We start from the raw sequence: 17,508 nt of genomic DNA, 5'->3' as shown, positions 1-17,508 counted from the left end.
GCCACATGGCTACCGACACCCAGCCCGTGCCCACCCCCGAGATCACCGCCGATGTCGTCGTGCTCGGCGGCGGCCCCGTCGGCGAGAACGTCGCCCAGTACGCGATCGAGGGCACCGACCTCACCGCCGTGCTCGTCGAGGGCGAGCTGCTGGGAGGGGAATGCTCCTACTACGCCTGCATGCCCTCCAAGGCGCTGCTGCGGCCACTGGCCGTCGCCGACGCCGCCGCGCACCTCGACGGCATCAGCACGCCTGAGGTCGAGCGCGATGCGCTGCTCGCACGGCGCGACACGTGGGTCTCGCACTACGACGACTCCGGGCAGGTGCAGTGGGCCGAGGGCGCGGGGATGCAGGTGGTACGCGGGCACGGGCATCTCGTCGGCGAGCGCGAGGTCCGCGTCGAGGGCCCCGACGGGGGCGAGCCGACCCTCGTGCGGGCCACGCGTGCGGTCGTGATCGCCACCGGCTCGCAGGCCGCGATCCCCGAGCCGCTGCGCGCCCTCGAGCCGTGGACCTCGCGCGATGCGACCGGGGTGCAGGAGGTCCCCGAGCAGCTGCTGATCGTGGGGGGCGGCGTCGTAGCCGTGGAGGCCGCGACCTGGATGGCGGCGCTCGGCTCCCAGGTTCGACTGCTGGTTCGCGGCGAGAGTCTGCTGCGGGGCATGGAGCCCTTCGCCGGACAGCATGTGCTGGAGTCTCTGCAGGGTCTCGGCGTCACCGTCGAGCTCGGTTCCTCGGTGGTCTCCGGCGAGCGTGCCGACGCGCGCGACACCGGGCTGGGTCGGATCCACGGCGGCCGGGTGAGCCTGCAGGTCGACGGCCGTGAGGGAGCGCGAACGGTCAGTGGGGACGAGGTGCTGGTCGCGACCGGTCGCACGCCTCGATTGGACGACCTCGGCCTGGAATCCCTCGGGCTCACGGCCGACGACGTGACCGGCGTACAACGCCCCGCCTCCGACGATGCGACCGGCGCGCCGCTGCCGCCGTGGCTGCACGCGGTGGGCGATGCGAGCGGCGAGGCGCCGCTGACGCACTGGGGCAAGTACCGTGCGCGCGTGATCGGGCAGGCCATCCGGGCCGGTGCGACCGGGGAGCAGCTCGAGCCGGTGCCGGAGGTCGTCCCCGTCCCGCAGGTCGTGTTCACCGACCCTCAGGTCACCAGCGCCGGGCTCACCGAGGCGCAGGCTCGCGACGCCGGATATGACGTGGTCACCGCACAGGTGCCCTTCGGCGGCTCGGCCGGATCCGCCCTGCTGCGGGACGACGTCACCGGCACTGCCCAGCTGGTCGTCGATCAGCGGACGACGACCCTCGTCGGCGCGACGTTCGTCGGCCCCGAAGCCTCCGAGCTCCTCCATGCCGCGACCATCGCGATCCTGGGCCAGGTGCCTGTGCACGTCCTGCGCCATGCCGTCCCGAGCTACCCGACGGCCTCGGAGCTGTGGTTGCGACTGCTCGAGGAGCTGCCGCGCGAGCTGCGCGCGGGGTGACCGCCGGCGGGCGGGTGCGTTCGGACGCTCGCCGTGCGCGGGTCCATGCCGGCCGATGCTCGCCTGGAGTGACGGCGACGATCATCCGGCACCTTCGGACGAGATGACAGATCGCACTGGTGCTCGCGGCCGCGGTTCGGGTGCAATGGAGTCCACAGGGATCTCGACGACCTGCTCGCTGCGCCAGGAGGATCATGCTCGACTCGTTCAGACGACGACGCCGGCTGCGCCGGGCGCGACCGGGAGACGGGAGCGCCCTGCGGGACTACCGGCCCTGGCAGCTGTTCACCCGCACCCTGTTCACCCTCGAGCTGGAGGACGAGGAGCGGGGCGCCTCGGTCTATGCCGTGGACGTCCACTTCATGGCCGATGAGCTCGACGATCTCACGGAGGACTCCCTCGACGATCTCACGGAGGACTCCTCGAAGCGCTCCGAGGCCCCGCCCGTGGCCCTCTACCGGGACGGCGCCCAGCTGCAGATCGCGGACCCACCGGTGGCTTTCGCCGTGCCGGGCGGCGCGATCGAGGTCGCGACCAGTCTGTACGGCTTGAGCCGGATGCGGTACACGCCCGAGGACGCTCCCGCGAGAACCTTGACCCCCCACCGGTGGTCGCTCGAAGGGTGGCGGGCACGGTTCGGGCGCCGCTTCCCGCGCACGAGCGCGGCAGTCGGGATCCTCGCGATCCTCGTCCTGCTGGTGGGCCTCGTGCTGGGCGTCCCGCAGATCGCCGAGGTCATCACTCAGATCGATCTGGTCGCCGAGCACGTCGGCACATTCACCTCGCCCGTCAGCCTCCCGGTCTGGGCCAATGCGATGATGCTGTTCGCCGGGATCCTCGCGGCCACCGAGCGCGCACTGACCCTGCGCCATCACTGGCTCATCGACGCCGACACCACCTGGACTTCCCTCGCCTGAGCCCGCCCCGCGCATGCCCCCCTCCGCACCGCGTGCCGCCCGATCCGGCCACACCACCCTCGTCCCTTCCCGACCCAGTGCGACCCGCCCCGCCCCGCCCCGTCCCGGTCCGGCCCGGCATGGCGTTGTGACCTACGGCAGGTTTTGCCGGTCTCTCGAGGTGCCGTAGGTCGCAAGGGGTGACCCAGCGGCCCGGGCAAGTCGAATTCAGACGCGGCGAGACCGTACGGGATCGGACATGAACGGCCTGGAGATGGCGAGATCCCCTGGAGTAATCGGTGGCCGGCCTCCGTCGCGCGGCCTACTCTCGGCGTGTGACCACTGATGCCCCTGAACCCGACATCATTCCCGCCCCTGGAGTCGTCCCGGACGCCCTTTTCGCAGACCCCCGCCTCGCCGTCTGCTACGACACCTTCGACGGCGATCGCGACGACCTCGACCACTACGAGGCGATCCTCGGCGAGTTGGACGCGCGCACGGTGGTCGATGTCGGCTGCGGCACCGGGGCCCTCGCCGTCCGCCTGGCCGCGGCAGGTCTCACGGTGACCGGCGTCGACCCCGCCCTCGCCTCCCTCGACGTGGCGCGCACGAAACCTGCCGCGGATCAGGTGCGGTGGATCCACGGCACCGCCGAGGACCTCCCCACCCTCGGAGCCGACGCCGCGGTGATGACCGGCAACGTGGCCCAGGTGTTCGTGACTGATGACGCCTGGTCGGCCACGCTGCGTGGGATCCGTGGCGCCCTGCGCGAGGGCGGGACATTCGTGGTCGAGTCCCGGCGGCCCGAACGCCGCGCCTGGGAGGAGTGGCAGCAGGAGGCCGAAGAGCAGATCTGGGAGGTGTCGGGAGTGGGCCGTGTGGTCGGGCGGCCCGTCCGCTTCGAGGTGGACCTGCCGCTGGTCACCTTCGCGGACGAGTTCACCTTCGCCGACGGCACCACGGTCACCTCGACCTCGACCCTGCGGTTCCGCAGCGAGCTGGAGCTGAGGACCTCTCTGGGGGCGGCCGGATTCCGGGTCGAAGAGATCCGACAGGCCCCGGACCGGATCGGACGTGAGTTCGTGGTGATCGCTCGGGCGGTCTGAGTCGGCCTCAGGCGTCGTGCTGCAGCGCTGCGACGAGGGTCGGGGCAATGATCACGAGCTGGTAGGCGACCACGGCGATCCCGATGGCGAGGAACTCGGGCACTGCCCAGCCGACCGCGACCGTGACCAGCACGAATGCGGCGAGCACGATGGCCATCACGCTGACCACCCGGTACGCGCCGGAATAGACGCGTCCGCGGATCTGGGCTTGGCGTTCGTCGAGCACCTCCTCGGGCAGCTCCTCCACGCCGCGCGTCGACGCCTTGAGCATGCCGAGCACGACGACGAAGACGATGATCAGGACCGCCATGGCGGCGAGGAACGCCCAGATCGGGATCGCTCCGATCCCGGGCAGGACGACGATGATCGCTTCGACGGCGAGGAGGGCGATCATCGCCACAGCCAGGCGCCGCCGGGGACGTGGCGAGCGGTACTTCTCGAACATCGGGTCATCGAGCCTGGCTGCCCGACGTTCGAGCTTGCCGGCCTGTTCATGAGTGGTGTCCTGGGCCTGGCTCATCGTTTCTCCTTGTAGATCTGGTCCGCCATGCTGTCGAACGGGGCGAGTGCGAAGACAGCGTCGACCGGAACATCCAGGGTCTCTGCGATCTTCAAGGCGAGGACGAGGCTCGGACTGTATTCGCGTCGCTCGAGATACCCGATCGTCTGGTAATGCACACCGACCGCGTCCGCGAGCTCTCGCCGACTCACGCCTCGTTCCGCCCGCAGTACCGGGAGTCGAGTGAAGAACTGCGACCCATCATCGCTTTTTCGCGCCATCATGTAGCAAATGTACTACAGAAAGAGCGGGCGTCACAGGGCGACGCGTGGCGATCGAGCGGGTGGGCGGCAGTGAGTGCGCGAGGCGTCGGCCGAGCAGGCACGGAGAACGGCCCGTCTCCCCGGGCAGATGCGCCGGGGAGACGGGCCGGAGGTGCGGGAGCCCGACGTCTCGGACTCAGCACTCAGGACTCGGCGACCTGCACCTCAGACCTCGGTGCCGGTGTAGGTCCGGTAGGTGGCGTCGGCCTTGCGCGCGGCGACGTCGGAGTCGACCCCGTCGGCGACATCAGCAATGGCCCAGCCGTCGGCCGCCCCGCGGTAGAAGGACTTGCCCTCGTCGGTGCCCGCCCAGGCCTCCGCCTCTCCCGGGGCGAGAGAGCCTTCGGTGGCCCCCAGGTGCAGGCCGAGGCCGAGCAGGCCGCCGTCCCAGCCCACCCCGGTAGCGCCGGGGCCGTAGGTCTCCCACATCTCCTCGGGAACGCCCGCGACCGGGGCGACGTGCTCGAGCTCGAAGCGGGTCTGCTCCCCCTCTGCGGCCAGGCGCACGGTCACCCAGGTGACGGCGCCACCGAACTCCCAGGTGATGCGGTACTCGGCAGCGCCGTCGGCTGGTGGATGGCACTCCAGGACCGTTCCCCCGGCATTGCCCTGGAGCTGGTAGCTTCCGCCCGGCTCGAGGTCGCCGCTGATCGGCAGGAACCAGCGGGCGATGCGATCGGCGGTGGTCACGGCGTCCCATACGTCGTCGAGCGGGGAGGGGTAGAGCTGCTCGAGGGACTGGATGCGCGCGGGTTCCCCCTCGTGGTCCTCGGTGCGGACCGTGCGGGTGACGGACATCAGCTGGGTGGGGACATCGACCATGTCAGTTCTCCTTCTGGGATGGTTCTGCGTCGGGCCCGGATGACCCTGGCGCGGTTGCGGTGGTCTCGTCTGAGCCGTGCGGAGTCTCGGCGGCACGCCGACGCTCGCGCCGCCCTCGGGCGAGCTCGGTGCCCAGGGCATCGAGCTTGGGAAGCCAGAACCTGTCGAAGGCGCTGAGCCATTCGCCCGCCCGGCGGGGACCCTGGGCGTCCACGGCGTAGAGTCGCCGCCGCCCCTCGGGGCGGACCGTGGCGAAGCCCTGCTCCCGGAGGACCCGGAGGTGCTGCGAGACCGCCGGTTGGCTGATCGCGAACTCCTCCTGCACCACCTCGCCGATCTCGCCGGCACTGAGTTCCCCGTCGGCGAGGAGCTCGAGGATCCGTCGCCGCACCGGGTCACCGAGGACGTCGAGAGCGTGCATGCCCTCGATCCTCTCCCCTTCACTCATATAAGTCAAGGATTATGGTTCGAGGAGGGCGTCGTCGCCGAACGGACGATCAGTGCTTCCGGGTCGCCAGCACGATGCCCCGATACGCGACCCCGATCGCGACCAGCACCAGGCCTGCAACGATCGTGCGCCCGGGCAGGGCGGCCACCAGCACCAGACAGCCGATCAGTCCGAGGATCTGCAGGGCTCTGGGGAACAGTCGCCACTGCCCGACCTGGGTGAACGCGGCGAGGTTCGCGACCGCGTAGTACAGCAGCACCCCGAAGGCCGAGGCCGCGACGGCGACCAGGACGTCGGAGGCGAGCAGCACCAGCAGCACCACGGCGAGCGCGGCCACGATCTCGGCCCGCTGCGGCACGGCGTACCGGTTGCTGGACTTCGCGAGCGCTCGCGGCAGGTCGCCCCCACGAGCCATCGCGAGCATGGTGCGGGACACCCCGGCCACCAGGGCCAGCAGCGCCCCTGCGGCGGCAGCGACCGCCCCGACGGTGATGATCGCGCCCCACACGTCGCCGGCTCCGACGGATTCCAGCGCGGTGAGGAACGGAGCCGGCCCCCAGCCCTGATCGCCCGGGGCAGGGCCGACGAGGACCAGCACGATCGACAGAGCGAGATACAGCGCGCACACCGCGGCGAGGGCGATGAGGATCGCGCGGGGGATGGTGCGGCGCGGCTCGAGCACCTCTTCGCCCAGAGTGGCCACCCGTGCGTACCCGGCGAAGGCGAAGAACATGAGCGCCGCGGCCTGGACCACGGCGAACAAGATTCCCCCGATCCCGCCGGCCCCGGCGCCGAGCACCGCCGCCAGGCCGCCGTCCCAGAGTCCCGCACTGTCCCCGGCGAGAGGACCGGGGACGGTCGACGCAGGAGTGGTGCCCGCTGCGCCGCCGGCCGGATCGCTCGGGGCCGCGCTCAGCCCGACGAACAGTCGCACCCCGGTCGCCACCAGGGCCGCCAGCGCCACCGTGACCAGCACTCGGGCCACGACGGCGGTGCGGGTGATGCCCACCAGGTTCACTGCCGTGAGCGCGAGGACCACCAGCGCCGCCACGATCCGCTGCGCCGGTTCGGGCACCAGGTATGCGGCGATGACCAGTGCCATAGCGGCGCAGGAAGCGATCTTGCCGATCACGAAGCACCAGCCGGCGAGGAAGCCCCACCACGGGCCCAGCTGCTTGCCGCCGAAGTGGTAGGCCCCGCCGGAGGTCGGGTACTGAGCGGCGAGCTGCGCGGTCGAGGTGGCGTTGCACAGGGCGACCGCCGCGGCGATCAGCACCGCGAGCGGGGCCAGGGCCCCCGCGAGATCCTGGGCTGCGCCCAGGGAGACGAAGGCTCCGGCCCCGATCATCGAGGCCAGCCCGATCACCACGGCGTCACGGAGGCGAAGCCTGCGGGACAGGGCGCCCTCAGTGGGCACCGACGGTGCACTCACCCTTGGCGGCCGGAACCGTGGCCGATGCCGCTGTTGCTCCCCGGCGCCGAGCCGTTGTTGTGGCCCGGGCCCTTGTTGCCGTTCCCGTTCCCGTTCCCGTTCCCGTTCCCGTTCCCGTTCCCGTTCCCGTTCCCGTTCCCGTTCCCGTTCCCGTTCCCGGGATGGGTGTCCTCGTCGCCGCCGCCCTCGGGGAAGCCGGCGTCCAGGCCCACGATGATCGGGTCATGGTCGGAGGAGCCGAACACTCCCTCCTCATAGAGGTCGGTGGTGTTGTTCAAGTACCGCGAGTACTGGGTCATCACGGACTCGGCACCGTTGATCTGCCAGTCCGTCGCGCCGGTCACGCGCTCCGCGGCCGATGCGTTGGCCAGGACGTGGTCCAGCGAACCCACCATGCCGCTGTAGCTGTAGGACCAGCCCTCGGCGTCGTACGTCTCGCCGAGGTTCACATAGCCCTGGTCGTAGAACAGCTGCAGGGGATCTTCCTGGGTGTAGGCGTTGAGGTCGCCGCCGTGGAAGACGTCCTGGACCCCGAGCTCGTCTGCCTTCTGCTCGCTCCAGTCCAGCAGTGCCTCGGCCTGCTGCAGACGGGAGGTGCGGGCGTTGCCCTGCACCGGATCGGCCTCGAGGTCCGCGTCCTCAGCGTCCTTCGAGCCCTTGGACTTGAAGTGGTTGACGGTGTAGAAGAACGGCTCTCCCTCGACCTGCTCCTCGCCCTCCCCCTGGACGGGCGCGAAGACCTGCCCGATGGGCTCGCGGGCGTTGTTGAACGCCTCGTCGTTCGCGAGGATCTGCGCACCGCCCTGCGGCGACACGGCGGCGCTGCGGTAGATGATCGCGTTGGAGATCATGTCCTGGCCCCCGTCGAGGCCCTGCGCGGCGTAGGCGTCGTCGGTGGGGACATAGGCCCACGTGCCTGCACCGTCCTTCGCGTTCAGCGCGTCGACGAGGGTGGCGGTGGCCTCGTCAGCGGTCTCGCCCAGCCGGGCGGAGTTCTCGATCTCCATCAGGCCGACAACCTCGGCGTCGGTGCCGGAGATGGCCTCGACGAGCTTGGACTGCTGGCGCTCGAGGTCGTCGGCTCCCCACGCGCCGCGCAGGTCGCAGCCGCCGGAGACGTTGGTGCCCTCGCCCTCCATGTTCGTGTAGGGCTCGCAGCCGGGGGTGTCCTCCCCCAGGGTGGTGAAGTAGTTCAGCACGTTGAAGGTGGCCAGCTGCAGGTCGCCGCCCACCTCGTCGGGGGCGTCCTCGCGAGTGTCCTCGAAGGCCACCCCGTCGGTGTCCGCCACCGACCACGGGGTGGTGACGTTCAGTCGCCATTGGTCGAAGGAGTAGGTGACGACGACGGGCTGCTCGAAGGCGACACCGGCGCCGACGCGCACGGGCTCCTGCGTGGTCAGCCAGCTCACCGGCTGCTCGGGGTTCCTCGTGAAGTCGGTGGTGCGGCCGTCGTCCAGCAGCACCAGGTTCTGCGCCTGCGCCTCGAAGTACTCGGTGGCCTCCGCGCCGGGGGCCATGATGTCGCCGGCCTGCTGCAGCGGCTGATCACCGATCGCGAGACCGACTTCGCCGTGCTTGTTCGTGCCGTAGACGTCGGTGACGGTGAAGTCGTCCTCGCCGGGCAGGTAGAGCATGTGTTCGATGCTCTCGCGCTGTGCCTCGGCGGTGGGGAAACCGCCCTCGATCGAGATCGGCTCCACCGGCGCGAGCGGCTCGACGAGCGGCTCGAGGCCGTCGGCGCCGACCGTGATCTGGGTGGAGCCGTAGTACTCGGCGACCTCGCCGCTCACACGCACGGAGTCACCGATGGAGACCTGATCGGCGGTCGCGGAGGAGTAGACGAACACGGCGGTGGAACCGGTGTGCGAGGAGAAGTCCAGTGCGCCCCCGGTGCCGGCGGTCTGGATGACGTAGCCGTTCAGGCCGCCGGTGGCGTACACCGCGGTCACCACGCCTTCGGTGACCACGGTGGTCCCGGCCAGAGGGCTCGCCTCGCCGGTGCCCTGGATCTCGGCGATCGTGGCGGGGGTGGGCTCTACGGGTTCGCCGGGCTCTTCGGGTTCGTCGGGCTCCTCGGGGTCGGGCTGCTCGGCGCCGGAGGGGGTGGGGGTCGGTGCGCCGGCGGTGAAGTCGGTGGAGTTCTCGCCGGTCTCCGCGATGCGGGAGACGGAGGTGGCATTGGTGGTCGCGGGCGCGGGGGCCTCGCCCGAGAAGGTGGTGGCGGCGCCCCAGCCCACCAGGTCCACGACGGTCGGGTCCTCGGCGCAGGTGGTGCCGGTGCACTGGAGCTTCCCCGCGGCATCGGACAGGGCGAAGACGCCGCCGGTGCCCGAGGCGTTGATGCCTCCGGTCAGGTCGGCCTGCGGCAGCGGGTCTCCGTTGCCGTTGCCCGCGGCGAGCTGGACCAGGAAGGTGCCGCCGGCGGGAACGGTGCCCTGCAGGTCCAGGGAGTTGTTGAAGCTGCCGGTCTTGGACGCGTACTGCAAGGACCAGCCGTCGATCGACACGTCGGCGTCGGAGGTGTTGCGCAGTTCGACGAAGTCGTTCTGGACGCTCGCTCCGGAGTTTCCGCCGCCCCCGTAGACCTCGTTGATCTGGATGTCGCCGGGCGTGACCACGGCGGCCTGGGCGGTGGGGGCGAGGCCGGGGGTCAGGCTCAGGCCGAGTGCGAGGGCGGCTGCGGCGGTGCCGACGCGCATCAGGCGCGTCCGCAGGCCGGGGCCGTGGGTGGGAATGCTCATGCGGGGTCTCCTGGTGAAACTGACGGATTCAGGGTGACGGTGGTGCGGGCCGATGCAGGGGCCGAGCCCAGTCGAGGCTCGGCCCCTGCGCATCAGGGGAGGAGGGTCACTCGCGACTCAGGCGGTGGCGCAGGCCCAGGGCTCCCAGGCCCGCGAGTGCGGCGAGGCCGATGCCTGCGGCCAGAGGGCCGACGTCCGCGCCGGTGCGGGCCAGGTCGGACCGGTCGGAGCTGCCGCCGGCGTTGTCGCGGTCCGCGGAGCCGCCGCTGCTTCCTCCGGCCGCCGGGGGCGACGTGGCGTCGCCCTCATCGCTCGGGGGCGCGGTGGCACCGCCGTCGACATCCCCGCCGGTGCTCGGGGGCGGGGTGGTGTCGTCGTCCTGGCCATCGCTGGGCGGCGTGGTGGCGTCATCGTCCCCGTCATCGCTCGGCGGCGGGGTGGCGTCGTCGTCCCCATCGTCGCTGGGCGGCGGGGTGGTGTCGTCGTCCCCGCCATCGGCGCAGCCCTCGGGCGCGCCCCCGGCGGACCAGGTGAAGGACGGGATGTCGACGGTGACTGCGGTGCCGGAATCCGGGATGGCGGTGATGTTCAGCGGCACCTCGGTGCCCTCGGGCACGCACAGCCAGTCGGTGAGGGTGACGTCGCCGTAGTGGCGGCCGGCCTCCTCGAGCAGTGTGTAGGGCGCCTCGAAGGTGCCGTACTCACCGGCATCGACGACGACCGAGCTGATCTCGGGGGCGCCGAGGCTGAGGGACTCCAGGTTGCCGATGCGCAGCACCGGGTCGGTGTCGACCCCGGCCTCGGAGTCGTACTCGCCGGCGTTCAGGACCTGCAGCTCGACCTGCCGCTGCGCGAAGTCCGGAGCGAGATCCTGCTGCTCCTCGCCGTCGAAGTACGCGGCCAGGGCGTCGCGGTCGATGACGCCGGTGTCCTGCACGTTCTGCGCCTCGGCGAGGGTATGCATGCTGTCGCCGCCCTCGAACAGGAAGCTCGCCGCGACGATCGTGTAGGTCGCGTCGGGGTCCAGCTCCTCGCCGTTGATGCGCACGTCGGTGATGCGGTCGTCCTGCTCGCGGGTGCCGTCGTAGATGTAGGTGACGTTCTCGGAGACGCCGAAGGCGGCGAACTCGCCGAGATCGGTGCCGTCGGCCTCGCGCAGCCACTGCTCCTCGAGCATCTGCGCGAACTGCTCGCCGGTGACCTCACCGGTGTTCAGGGTGTTGCCGAAGCGCACGACGTTGTTGGCCTCGCCGTAGGTGACCACGCCGTCGCCCTCACCGGCGTCCTCGCCGTACCAGAGCTCCGAGCGCAGGCCGCCGGGGTTCATCCAGCCGATGACCTCCTGGTCCTCGTACCCGCCGCGCTGGCCGAGGAACCACTTCATGGAGTCGGCGAGCATATTGCCGTTGGCGGAGAAGCGGGTGCGGTCATCGCCCTTGATGTCGGCGCCGCCGGTCGCGCCGGTAGCGGTCCAGACCCCGTCGACGTACTCGGCCTTCGAGGAATCCCACGCGGTGGTGATGTCCCCGGTGACGGAGCCGACGGGACGGGAGCCCGCCTCGGCGGCGTCGGCGAGCGCCTGGTCGGAGACGGCGGAAGCGGCCTGGTAGGCCGGATCTCCCGCGCAGGCTCCGAGATCGGCGCCCTCGGTGGCGATCAGCTCGGTGCCGCCGTCGGTGACATCCCAGTCGTCGTCCTCACCCAGCGTGAGGGTGACGGAGCCGAGGAACTCGCCGCTGCTGCCGGCCTGGACGACGGGGCGGACCTCGCCGTCCTGGCCGGGGACCGGGGCGTCGTAGGCGTAGGTCTGGTGCGAGTCGCCGTTGAAGATCGCGTCGACCTCCGGGGACGTCTCCGTCACGATCTTGTCGAAGATCGGGTCGGAGTTCGCCGGGGCGGAGCCGGGCTCACCGTTGCCGCTGGCGCCCTCGTGGTACGAGGCGACGATGACGTCGTACTCCTCGCCGGAGGCCTCCAGCTCACCGACGGCGTCGTTGACCGCGTCGACCGGGTCGCCGAAGGTGAGGCCCTCGATCGCGGCCGGGCTGACCTTGCCGACGGTCTTGGTGGTGACGGCGCCGATCACGGCGACCTTCACGTCGCCCGCATCGACGATCGCGTACGCGTCGTGGGGGCGGGAGCCGTCCTCCTGATAGACGTTCGCGGCGAGATCCGGGAAGTCGGTGGCCGGCTCGATGCGATCCAGCAGGTCGGTGTAGCCCTGGTCGTACTCGTGATTGCCGATCGCGCCCGCAGAGACGCCCAGCGCGTTGAGGAAGTCGATGGTGGGCTGGTCGTCCTGGACCGCGGAGGAGAACTCCGAGCCACCCACGTTGTCCCCGGCCGACAGCAGCGTGGTGTTCGCATGCAGCGCCTGCGTGTTCGCCACGGTGCAGGCGAAGGGGTCGCCGACGCTCAACGCTCCGTGAAAGTCGTTGAAGGTCAGCAGGTTGACCTCGTCGCCGGGCTCGGCGGCGACCGCGGCGCCGAGCGGGACCACGGACGCGGCGAACGCGACCGCGGCAGCACCGAGGCCTACGGACGCGCCGCGCGCGAGGCGGCGAACAGAGGTGTCGACCATGAAAAGCTCCTGAAGGCGAGGTGGGAACACACGGTGTGCTCACCGCTATCTCACCCCACGGGTTCAAGACACGCCGAGGGGTTCCCCGACCCGGTCGACACCTGTCATCGAATGTTCACCCATGGAGGTGACCCGCGTCTCCGACATGACCGGACCTCGGTAACTGCTTTACTCGCAGTTGACTTCGAGTCCTAGGTCGGTCCCCTGCCGTCGCGAACGCGACCACGGCCCGCTGCAACCCGCCGCCGGCACTCGCGCCGGAGCCGCCGATCTCGCCCGCCGGAGGAGACGGCAGTCACCGGCGACCGCTTGCCGGGTGTGACGCACCTCGACGGCCCCGGCCCTCCGGTTTCCGTGCCTGCACGAAGTGGGTAGCATCGACGGGGACTACGGACGATCCGATCCCCCGTGCACCCGTCTCCGGCTACGAGCTCGAGATCTCGCACTCACCACCCCGGGTCGCTGCCCGCAGCCCACCGCTCCTCAGCCACTCTCCCGCCGACGCCGGCCCCCGATCAGGGATCGCCACGAGCGACCCCGGGGCACCGACCACCGTCACCCCAAGGAGTCAGTCCTCATGGTCATGCCGTTCCTCAGCCGCCGCCCCACCGTCCCCGCCAAGGACGGCGCGAGCTGGCCGCACGTGATCATCCTCGGCGGTGGCTTCGCCGGTGCGCACGCAGTGGGCGCCCTGCGCGATGCCCGGGTGCGGGTCACCCTGATCGACCGCAACGTCTACAAGACGTTCCAGCCGCTGCTGTACCAGGTGGCCACGGCCGGCCTGAATCCGGGCGACGTCACCATGTTCCTGCGCGGCCTCTCCCTGAAGGTCCCGAACATGCGCTACCGCCAGGGCGAGGTCGAGGGCGTGGACCCCGAGCGCAAGGTGGTCAGCCTCAACGAGGGCCAGAAGGGCCAGCACGAGATCGGCTACGACTACCTGATCGTCGCCAACGGCGCGACCACCACCTACTTCGGCACCCCGGGCGCCGAGGAGCATGCGATGCCGATGTACACGCGCTCGCAGTCCCTCGCGATCCGGGACCGCATCTTCTCCGAGCTGGAGCGCTCCAGCCGCGAGAGCGCCTATATGCACGACAAGCTCCACGTGTGCATCGTCGGCGGCGGGCCGACGGGCGTGGAGATCGCCGGCGCTTTGGCGGACTTCCGCCTGCAGGAGCTGGACATCCTCTACCCGGAGATGGACCCGGGCACCCTGCAGGTCACGGTGCTCCAGCGCGGCGGTGAACTGATCAAGGAGTTCAGCCCGCATTTCCGGGAGTATGCCGCCGAGGAGCTCGAGGACCGAGGCGTCTTCCTGAAGCTGGGACACGGCGTGAAGTCCGTCGGCTACGACCACGTGGTGCTGGATGACGATTCGATCCTCGAATCCGACATCACCATCTGGGCGGCCGGCGTGGCCATCCCCGACTCCGTCTCCGAGTGGGGACTGCCCCAGGATAAGCGCGGTCGCCTCGCAGTTGATGACTACCTGCAGGTCAAGGGCCACCCGGGGGTGTACGCCGCCGGTGACATCGCCGGTCAGGACGATCCCCTGCCCCAGCTCGCGCAGCCCGCGATCCAGATGGGGCAAGCCGCCGCCCGGGCCATCGCCGCAGAGGTCGCTGGAAAGCCCCGCAAGGCGTTCAAGTACACCGACCTGGGCACCATGGCCACCATCGGCCGCCACGCCGCGATCGCGCAGATCCCTCACGTCGGCGGACTGTCGGGCTCAGTGGGATGGGCCGCCTGGTTGGGCGTGCACATCACCAAGATGATCGGCCACCGCAATCAGCGCGCGGTCGCGATGAACCTGCTCTCGCTGTACGGCGGCACCCGCGCCACGCACCAGCCGAACCCCGTCGTGGGCGAGGTGGATTCGCTGCGCGCGGCAGGGATCTTCGAGCGCCAAGCCCCGAATCGCAAGTTCGGGAAGGGCGCACGCGCGGGCGGATCCGATGACCAGCAGGCGGCCGACGCGGCGCCCGGCGCACGCGAGGTCTCCGACCCGGTCAAGGACTGACCCCCGGGCCCGGCGCCCTGGCCGGGCCCAAGCGCGGCCCCCACTCCGTGACAAGACGGTATTGTGCGCCCGACTTCCACTGCGGGAAGTGGAGCGCACAATACCGTCAGGTACTCATCGAGAGAGGCGTCGGAACTCGATGCACTCTGCCCTCAGCGGTCGCGCAGAGCCTCTGATTCGGGCAGGCGCCGACGGATCACCTCGGGCCACTCGAGGCGCACCCCGAGCTCATCGCGCAGCACCGCTTGCAGCTCGCCGGTCAACTCGGCGTCGGCATGCACGGCGGCCGGGTCGAGGTCGTGGCGGTGGCAGACCTCCGCCAGAGCTCCCACTGCCTCCCCGATCGACCATTCCACGGGATGCAGTCGGTAGGCCCCGTTGGTGATGTGGGTGGTGCCGATGTTCTTGTTTGCGGGCAGCAGGTTCGCGACGTCCAGCGGAATCAGCGCGCCCAGCGGGATCTGGAACGGGAAGCAGTCGATGTCGACGTAGTTGCGGCCGGCGGTCGAGGGGTGCAGGTCGATCCGGTAGTGCCCGGTCCCGACCGAGTCGGCGAATTCTGCGGACCCGGCGAACTCGCCGCGCATCTCTCGGCCGATGTGCTCCTCGGTGATCGTGAAGCGTGCCCGGATGCGCCGGGATTCGCGAATGTAGGGCTGTCGGGCGAGACCGTCGGCGGTGCCCATCGCGTCGCCGTGCAGCCGCAGCTCCGGGTAGCCTGTGCCGCCTTCGCTGCGTGGCGCCTGCGTCTGCAACCAGTGGACGAAGGAGAGCGTCAGCTGGCGCGCCTCCTCCTCGGCGCGAGCTCGTGCCTCCGGCCCCACGCCGATCAGCGGCAGATCCCAATAGTCGACCTGAGGCCAGTTGACCAGGGTGATCTCGCCGCCCGGGGTGCCGGGCTCGAGGAGGGCGCGCGAGCGCACGCGGCGGTAGTGCCACATGTCCCGAGCACCTTCGATCACCTCCTGCTCAGAGGGGTCGCCCTCGAACACGGGCCGGTTACGCACTTCGAGGGTGATCGGGTGGACGTCGTCGAAGGAGAGCTGCGGGCCGGGCCAGAAGTCGGGCACGACGGTCGCGAACCGGTCGTACAGAGTGGGCTTGGGCACGAGGTCACCGTGGCCCGGAGCCCATTGGAGGGCGCAGCACCAGGTGACCGCCTGCTGGTCCAGTTCGTCGGCGTCATCGGGGGCGTGCAGCTCTCCGTGGTCGCGCCGGGCCTCGGCGCCGATCACGTGGTCCAGCCCGCCGAGTTCGAGCAGGTCCCCGAGCTCGGTGGCATCGACCACGAGCGGGGCGTGCAGCACCGTCTTCGTGCCGGAGCGCAGGTCACGCACGGTGACGGCGGTGATCCGGTCCCCTTCGCGGTCCACCCCGATCGGTTCGTGCTCGCGCAGCCACTGGATCTGCCCACTGGACAGCAGCGGGGAGAGCATCTGCTCCAGGACGAGGGCGCCGATGCGCGGCTCGTGGCACAGCAGGGACACGAATCCCGCGCCGGGGTTCAGCAGCGGAGCGGCCGCAGCCTCCGCCGTCAGGGGGAAGTGCTCGCGGTAGTGCGTACGGACAGCCTCACGGAACTCCGCGTAACTGGCGGAGTTCGGGTGCGATTCGACCCACGCCGATTCATCCGGTGGGACGGCCTGCACGGTGAGCTGCCCTCCGAGCCACGGATCAGCTTCGGTGAGGATCACGCGACGGCCGAGCCGGGCGGCCGTGAGTGCGGCCGCGACGCCGCCGAGGCCACCCCCGATCACGACCAGGTCGGCGGTCAGTTCACGCGCGGGGGCCTGAGGCGCAGTCGGGGCTGTCTCTGGGGAGGCGGTCATCGTGACGTCCTGTCGCTGGGAGTGGGTGACGGGCGGGGCATCGGGGTATCTCTCAGACGCGCTCGGCGGCAATGGTGCCGAGGTGGTGGGACGCGCACTGCACGGAGTCGTGGTGCCCACGGGGAAGCTTGCCGTCGAGGATCGCGGCGAGGAGATTGACGCTGCGGATACCGACCTCCCGCTTGGGGATAAGCAGATGCGACCAGCTCGCCGAGCGGCCACTGCGCAGGGGCGTGTCGAGGCAGGCGGCGGAGAAGTCATCCGGCACACGCAGCCCGGCGCGGGCGGCCGCGCGTTCGACCTTCTCGGCGATGTCGGGGTTCTCGGCGATGACCGCGGTGATACCGCTGTCCCGCCAGGTGCCCAGGGTGTTCTCGTCGAACTCGGTCTCGGTGAGGATCTGTGTGGTGTCGCCGCGGGTCGAGGCCGCGAAGGCATGTCGACGAGCCAGGGACGGAAGGCGCGCGTTATCCCCGGCGACGTAGGCGATGGCGCGGTGGCCGGCGCGGTGGAAGTCTTCGATGATCGCGCGCACGGCGCCGTCATAGTCGACCTCCACCCAGGCGGCTTCGGGCACCGGGTCGTAGCGGCCGACGCTGACGAAGGGGTACTCGTCCTTCGCGAGCCGGGCGAGCTCGTCGTCGTCGCGGTGCATGCCGAGGATGACCGATCCGTCGGCGTGCTGGAGCCGGCTGGATCCGCCGGCGTAGATGCTGCGCCGACCGTCGGCCTGCTGAGTGGAGGAGAACAGCACCAGGTCCTGCCCGCGATCGGCGGCTGCCATCTCGATACCGACGAGGAACTCGTGGAAGTACTCATCGGGCCGGGCGGGAAACACGGGCTCGTAGGTGAAGACGCCGACCAGCCCGCTGCGGCCGCCCCGCAGGGAGCGCGCGACCGGATCGGGCCGGTAGCCGAGCTCCTCCATGGCAGTACGGATCCGATCCTGGGTGCTCGGGGAGATGCCTCCCTCGGAGGCGCGGCCGCTGACCACGAGCGACACCGATGCCTGCGACACCCCTGCAGCCTGCGCGATATCCCGTTGACGCACTCGCATGGATCACTCCTGTTTCGTATAAGTGAGTTGAGGAGACCGTAGAGGAATCGTCCGCCAGGTTCAAGCCTTGCCGTCACCGGTCCACCTCTTGACCCGCCCCCGAGACCGCCCTATGCTCCCGGTCACATCCTGATACGTAACAGGTACGTATTACTCGTGGACCACCGTCGGTTCGCCGGCCCGGGAGCATTTTCCTGGAGCGCAGCATCCACGCCCGGTCCGCACAGGCGGTCTCCGCAGTTCAGCGGCCCCGCGCCCCAC

At 70.5% G+C, this 17,508-nt stretch carries 13 protein-coding genes; 4 read left to right on the top strand and 9 right to left on the bottom strand.

Annotation, left to right across the window (positions count from 1 at the left end; all coding sequences use genetic code 11):
• Positions 1-5 precede the first annotated feature (5 nt).
• The 3 genes from INT51_RS18295 (at position 6) to INT51_RS18285 (ending at position 3,492) form a co-directional block, all read left to right on the top strand.
• Positions 6-1,490, top strand: a complete 1,485-nt coding sequence (locus tag INT51_RS18295; RefSeq protein ID WP_193106776.1) for an NAD(P)/FAD-dependent oxidoreductase — start codon at positions 6-8, stop codon at positions 1,488-1,490.
• Positions 1,491-1,684: 194 nt separating this feature from the next.
• The gene (locus INT51_RS18290; RefSeq protein WP_193106775.1) at positions 1,685-2,407 is read left to right on the top strand and encodes a hypothetical protein; all 723 of its coding nucleotides are present in this window, start codon (positions 1,685-1,687) and stop codon (positions 2,405-2,407) included.
• Positions 2,408-2,721: 314 nt separating this feature from the next.
• The gene (locus INT51_RS18285) at positions 2,722-3,492 is read left to right on the top strand and encodes a bifunctional 2-polyprenyl-6-hydroxyphenol methylase/3-demethylubiquinol 3-O-methyltransferase UbiG (protein WP_304502249.1); all 771 of its coding nucleotides are present in this window, start codon (positions 2,722-2,724) and stop codon (positions 3,490-3,492) included.
• Positions 3,493-3,499: 7 nt separating this feature from the next.
• On the opposite strand, the gene INT51_RS18280 is transcribed toward INT51_RS18285, so the two are convergent.
• The 7 genes from INT51_RS18280 to INT51_RS18250 form a co-directional block, all read right to left on the bottom strand.
• Positions 3,500-4,012 carry a hypothetical protein gene (locus INT51_RS18280; RefSeq protein ID WP_193106774.1) on the bottom strand — a complete coding sequence of 171 codons (513 nt, stop codon included), beginning with the start codon at positions 4,010-4,012 and terminating at the stop codon, positions 3,500-3,502.
• The gene (locus INT51_RS18275; protein WP_226985898.1) at positions 4,009-4,275 is read right to left on the bottom strand and encodes a helix-turn-helix transcriptional regulator; all 267 of its coding nucleotides are present in this window, start codon (positions 4,273-4,275) and stop codon (positions 4,009-4,011) included. Before INT51_RS18275 ends, INT51_RS18280 begins: the two co-directional genes overlap by 4 nt.
• 204 nt (positions 4,276-4,479) lie before the next feature.
• Positions 4,480-5,136, bottom strand: a complete 657-nt coding sequence (locus tag INT51_RS18270) for an SRPBCC domain-containing protein (protein WP_193106773.1) — start codon at positions 5,134-5,136, stop codon at positions 4,480-4,482.
• A 1-nt stretch (position 5,137) separates the two neighbouring features.
• A complete protein-coding gene (locus INT51_RS18265; RefSeq protein ID WP_193106772.1) occupies positions 5,138-5,557 on the bottom strand; it encodes a helix-turn-helix transcriptional regulator in 420 nt (139 codons plus the stop codon).
• A 76-nt stretch (positions 5,558-5,633) separates the two neighbouring features.
• Positions 5,634-7,001: an APC family permease gene (locus tag INT51_RS18260; RefSeq protein ID WP_304502248.1), complete on the bottom strand. Its 1,368-nt coding sequence runs from the start codon at positions 6,999-7,001 to the stop codon at positions 5,634-5,636.
• An 11-nt stretch (positions 7,002-7,012) separates the two neighbouring features.
• On the bottom strand, positions 7,013-9,757 hold the full coding sequence (locus tag INT51_RS18255) for an ExeM/NucH family extracellular endonuclease (RefSeq protein WP_193106770.1): 2,745 nt from the start codon (positions 9,755-9,757) through the stop codon (positions 7,013-7,015).
• Between the two features lie 106 nt (positions 9,758-9,863).
• Positions 9,864-12,338, bottom strand: a complete 2,475-nt coding sequence (locus tag INT51_RS18250) for a bifunctional UDP-sugar hydrolase/5'-nucleotidase (RefSeq protein WP_193106769.1) — start codon at positions 12,336-12,338, stop codon at positions 9,864-9,866.
• A gap of 577 nt (positions 12,339-12,915) precedes the next feature.
• Here INT51_RS18250 and INT51_RS18245 point away from each other — a divergent pair.
• Positions 12,916-14,361, top strand: a complete 1,446-nt coding sequence (locus INT51_RS18245; RefSeq protein ID WP_193106768.1) for an NAD(P)/FAD-dependent oxidoreductase — start codon at positions 12,916-12,918, stop codon at positions 14,359-14,361.
• Positions 14,362-14,513: 152 nt separating this feature from the next.
• Here INT51_RS18245 and INT51_RS18240 read toward each other — a convergent pair whose 3' ends face one another.
• Together INT51_RS18240 and INT51_RS18235 are read right to left on the bottom strand one after the other, a co-directional pair.
• Positions 14,514-16,190 carry an FAD-dependent oxidoreductase gene (locus INT51_RS18240; protein WP_193106767.1) on the bottom strand — a complete coding sequence of 559 codons (1,677 nt, stop codon included), beginning with the start codon at positions 16,188-16,190 and terminating at the stop codon, positions 14,514-14,516.
• 52 nt (positions 16,191-16,242) lie between these two features.
• Complete coding sequence (locus INT51_RS18235) at positions 16,243-17,247, bottom strand: LacI family DNA-binding transcriptional regulator (protein WP_226985897.1); 1,005 nt, start codon at positions 17,245-17,247, stop codon at positions 16,243-16,245.
• Between the last annotated feature and the right edge of the window lie 261 nt (positions 17,248-17,508).

The sequence above is a fragment of the Brachybacterium sp. FME24 genome (genome assembly GCF_014897705.1).
GTDB lineage: Bacteria > Actinomycetota > Actinomycetes > Actinomycetales > Dermabacteraceae > Brachybacterium.
The sequence above is the reverse complement of the archived record's forward strand: the minus strand, read 5'-3'. Positions and strand labels throughout refer to the sequence as shown.

What these genes read in the sequence shown, in the direction of transcription:
- INT51_RS18240 (WP_193106767.1), bottom strand. Translation starts at nt 16,190, where the DNA reads ATGACCGCCTCCCCAGAGACAGCCCCGACTGCGCCTCAGGCCCCCGCG.
- INT51_RS18245 (WP_193106768.1), top strand. Translation starts at nt 12,916, where the DNA reads ATGGTCATGCCGTTCCTCAGCCGCCGCCCCACCGTCCCCGCCAAGGAC.
- INT51_RS18280 (WP_193106774.1), bottom strand. Translation starts at nt 4,012, where the DNA reads ATGAGCCAGGCCCAGGACACCACTCATGAACAGGCCGGCAAGCTCGAA.
- INT51_RS18255 (WP_193106770.1), bottom strand. Translation starts at nt 9,757, where the DNA reads ATGAGCATTCCCACCCACGGCCCCGGCCTGCGGACGCGCCTGATGCGC.
- INT51_RS18270 (WP_193106773.1), bottom strand. Translation starts at nt 5,136, where the DNA reads ATGGTCGATGTCCCCACCCAGCTGATGTCCGTCACCCGCACGGTCCGC.
- INT51_RS18235 (WP_226985897.1), bottom strand. Translation starts at nt 17,247, where the DNA reads ATGCGAGTGCGTCAACGGGATATCGCGCAGGCTGCAGGGGTGTCGCAG.
- INT51_RS18290 (WP_193106775.1), top strand. Translation starts at nt 1,685, where the DNA reads ATGCTCGACTCGTTCAGACGACGACGCCGGCTGCGCCGGGCGCGACCG.
- INT51_RS18275 (WP_226985898.1), bottom strand. Translation starts at nt 4,275, where the DNA reads ATGATGGCGCGAAAAAGCGATGATGGGTCGCAGTTCTTCACTCGACTC.
- INT51_RS18265 (WP_193106772.1), bottom strand. Translation starts at nt 5,557, where the DNA reads ATGCACGCTCTCGACGTCCTCGGTGACCCGGTGCGGCGACGGATCCTC.
- INT51_RS18295 (WP_193106776.1), top strand. Translation starts at nt 6, where the DNA reads ATGGCTACCGACACCCAGCCCGTGCCCACCCCCGAGATCACCGCCGAT.
- INT51_RS18250 (WP_193106769.1), bottom strand. Translation starts at nt 12,338, where the DNA reads ATGGTCGACACCTCTGTTCGCCGCCTCGCGCGCGGCGCGTCCGTAGGC.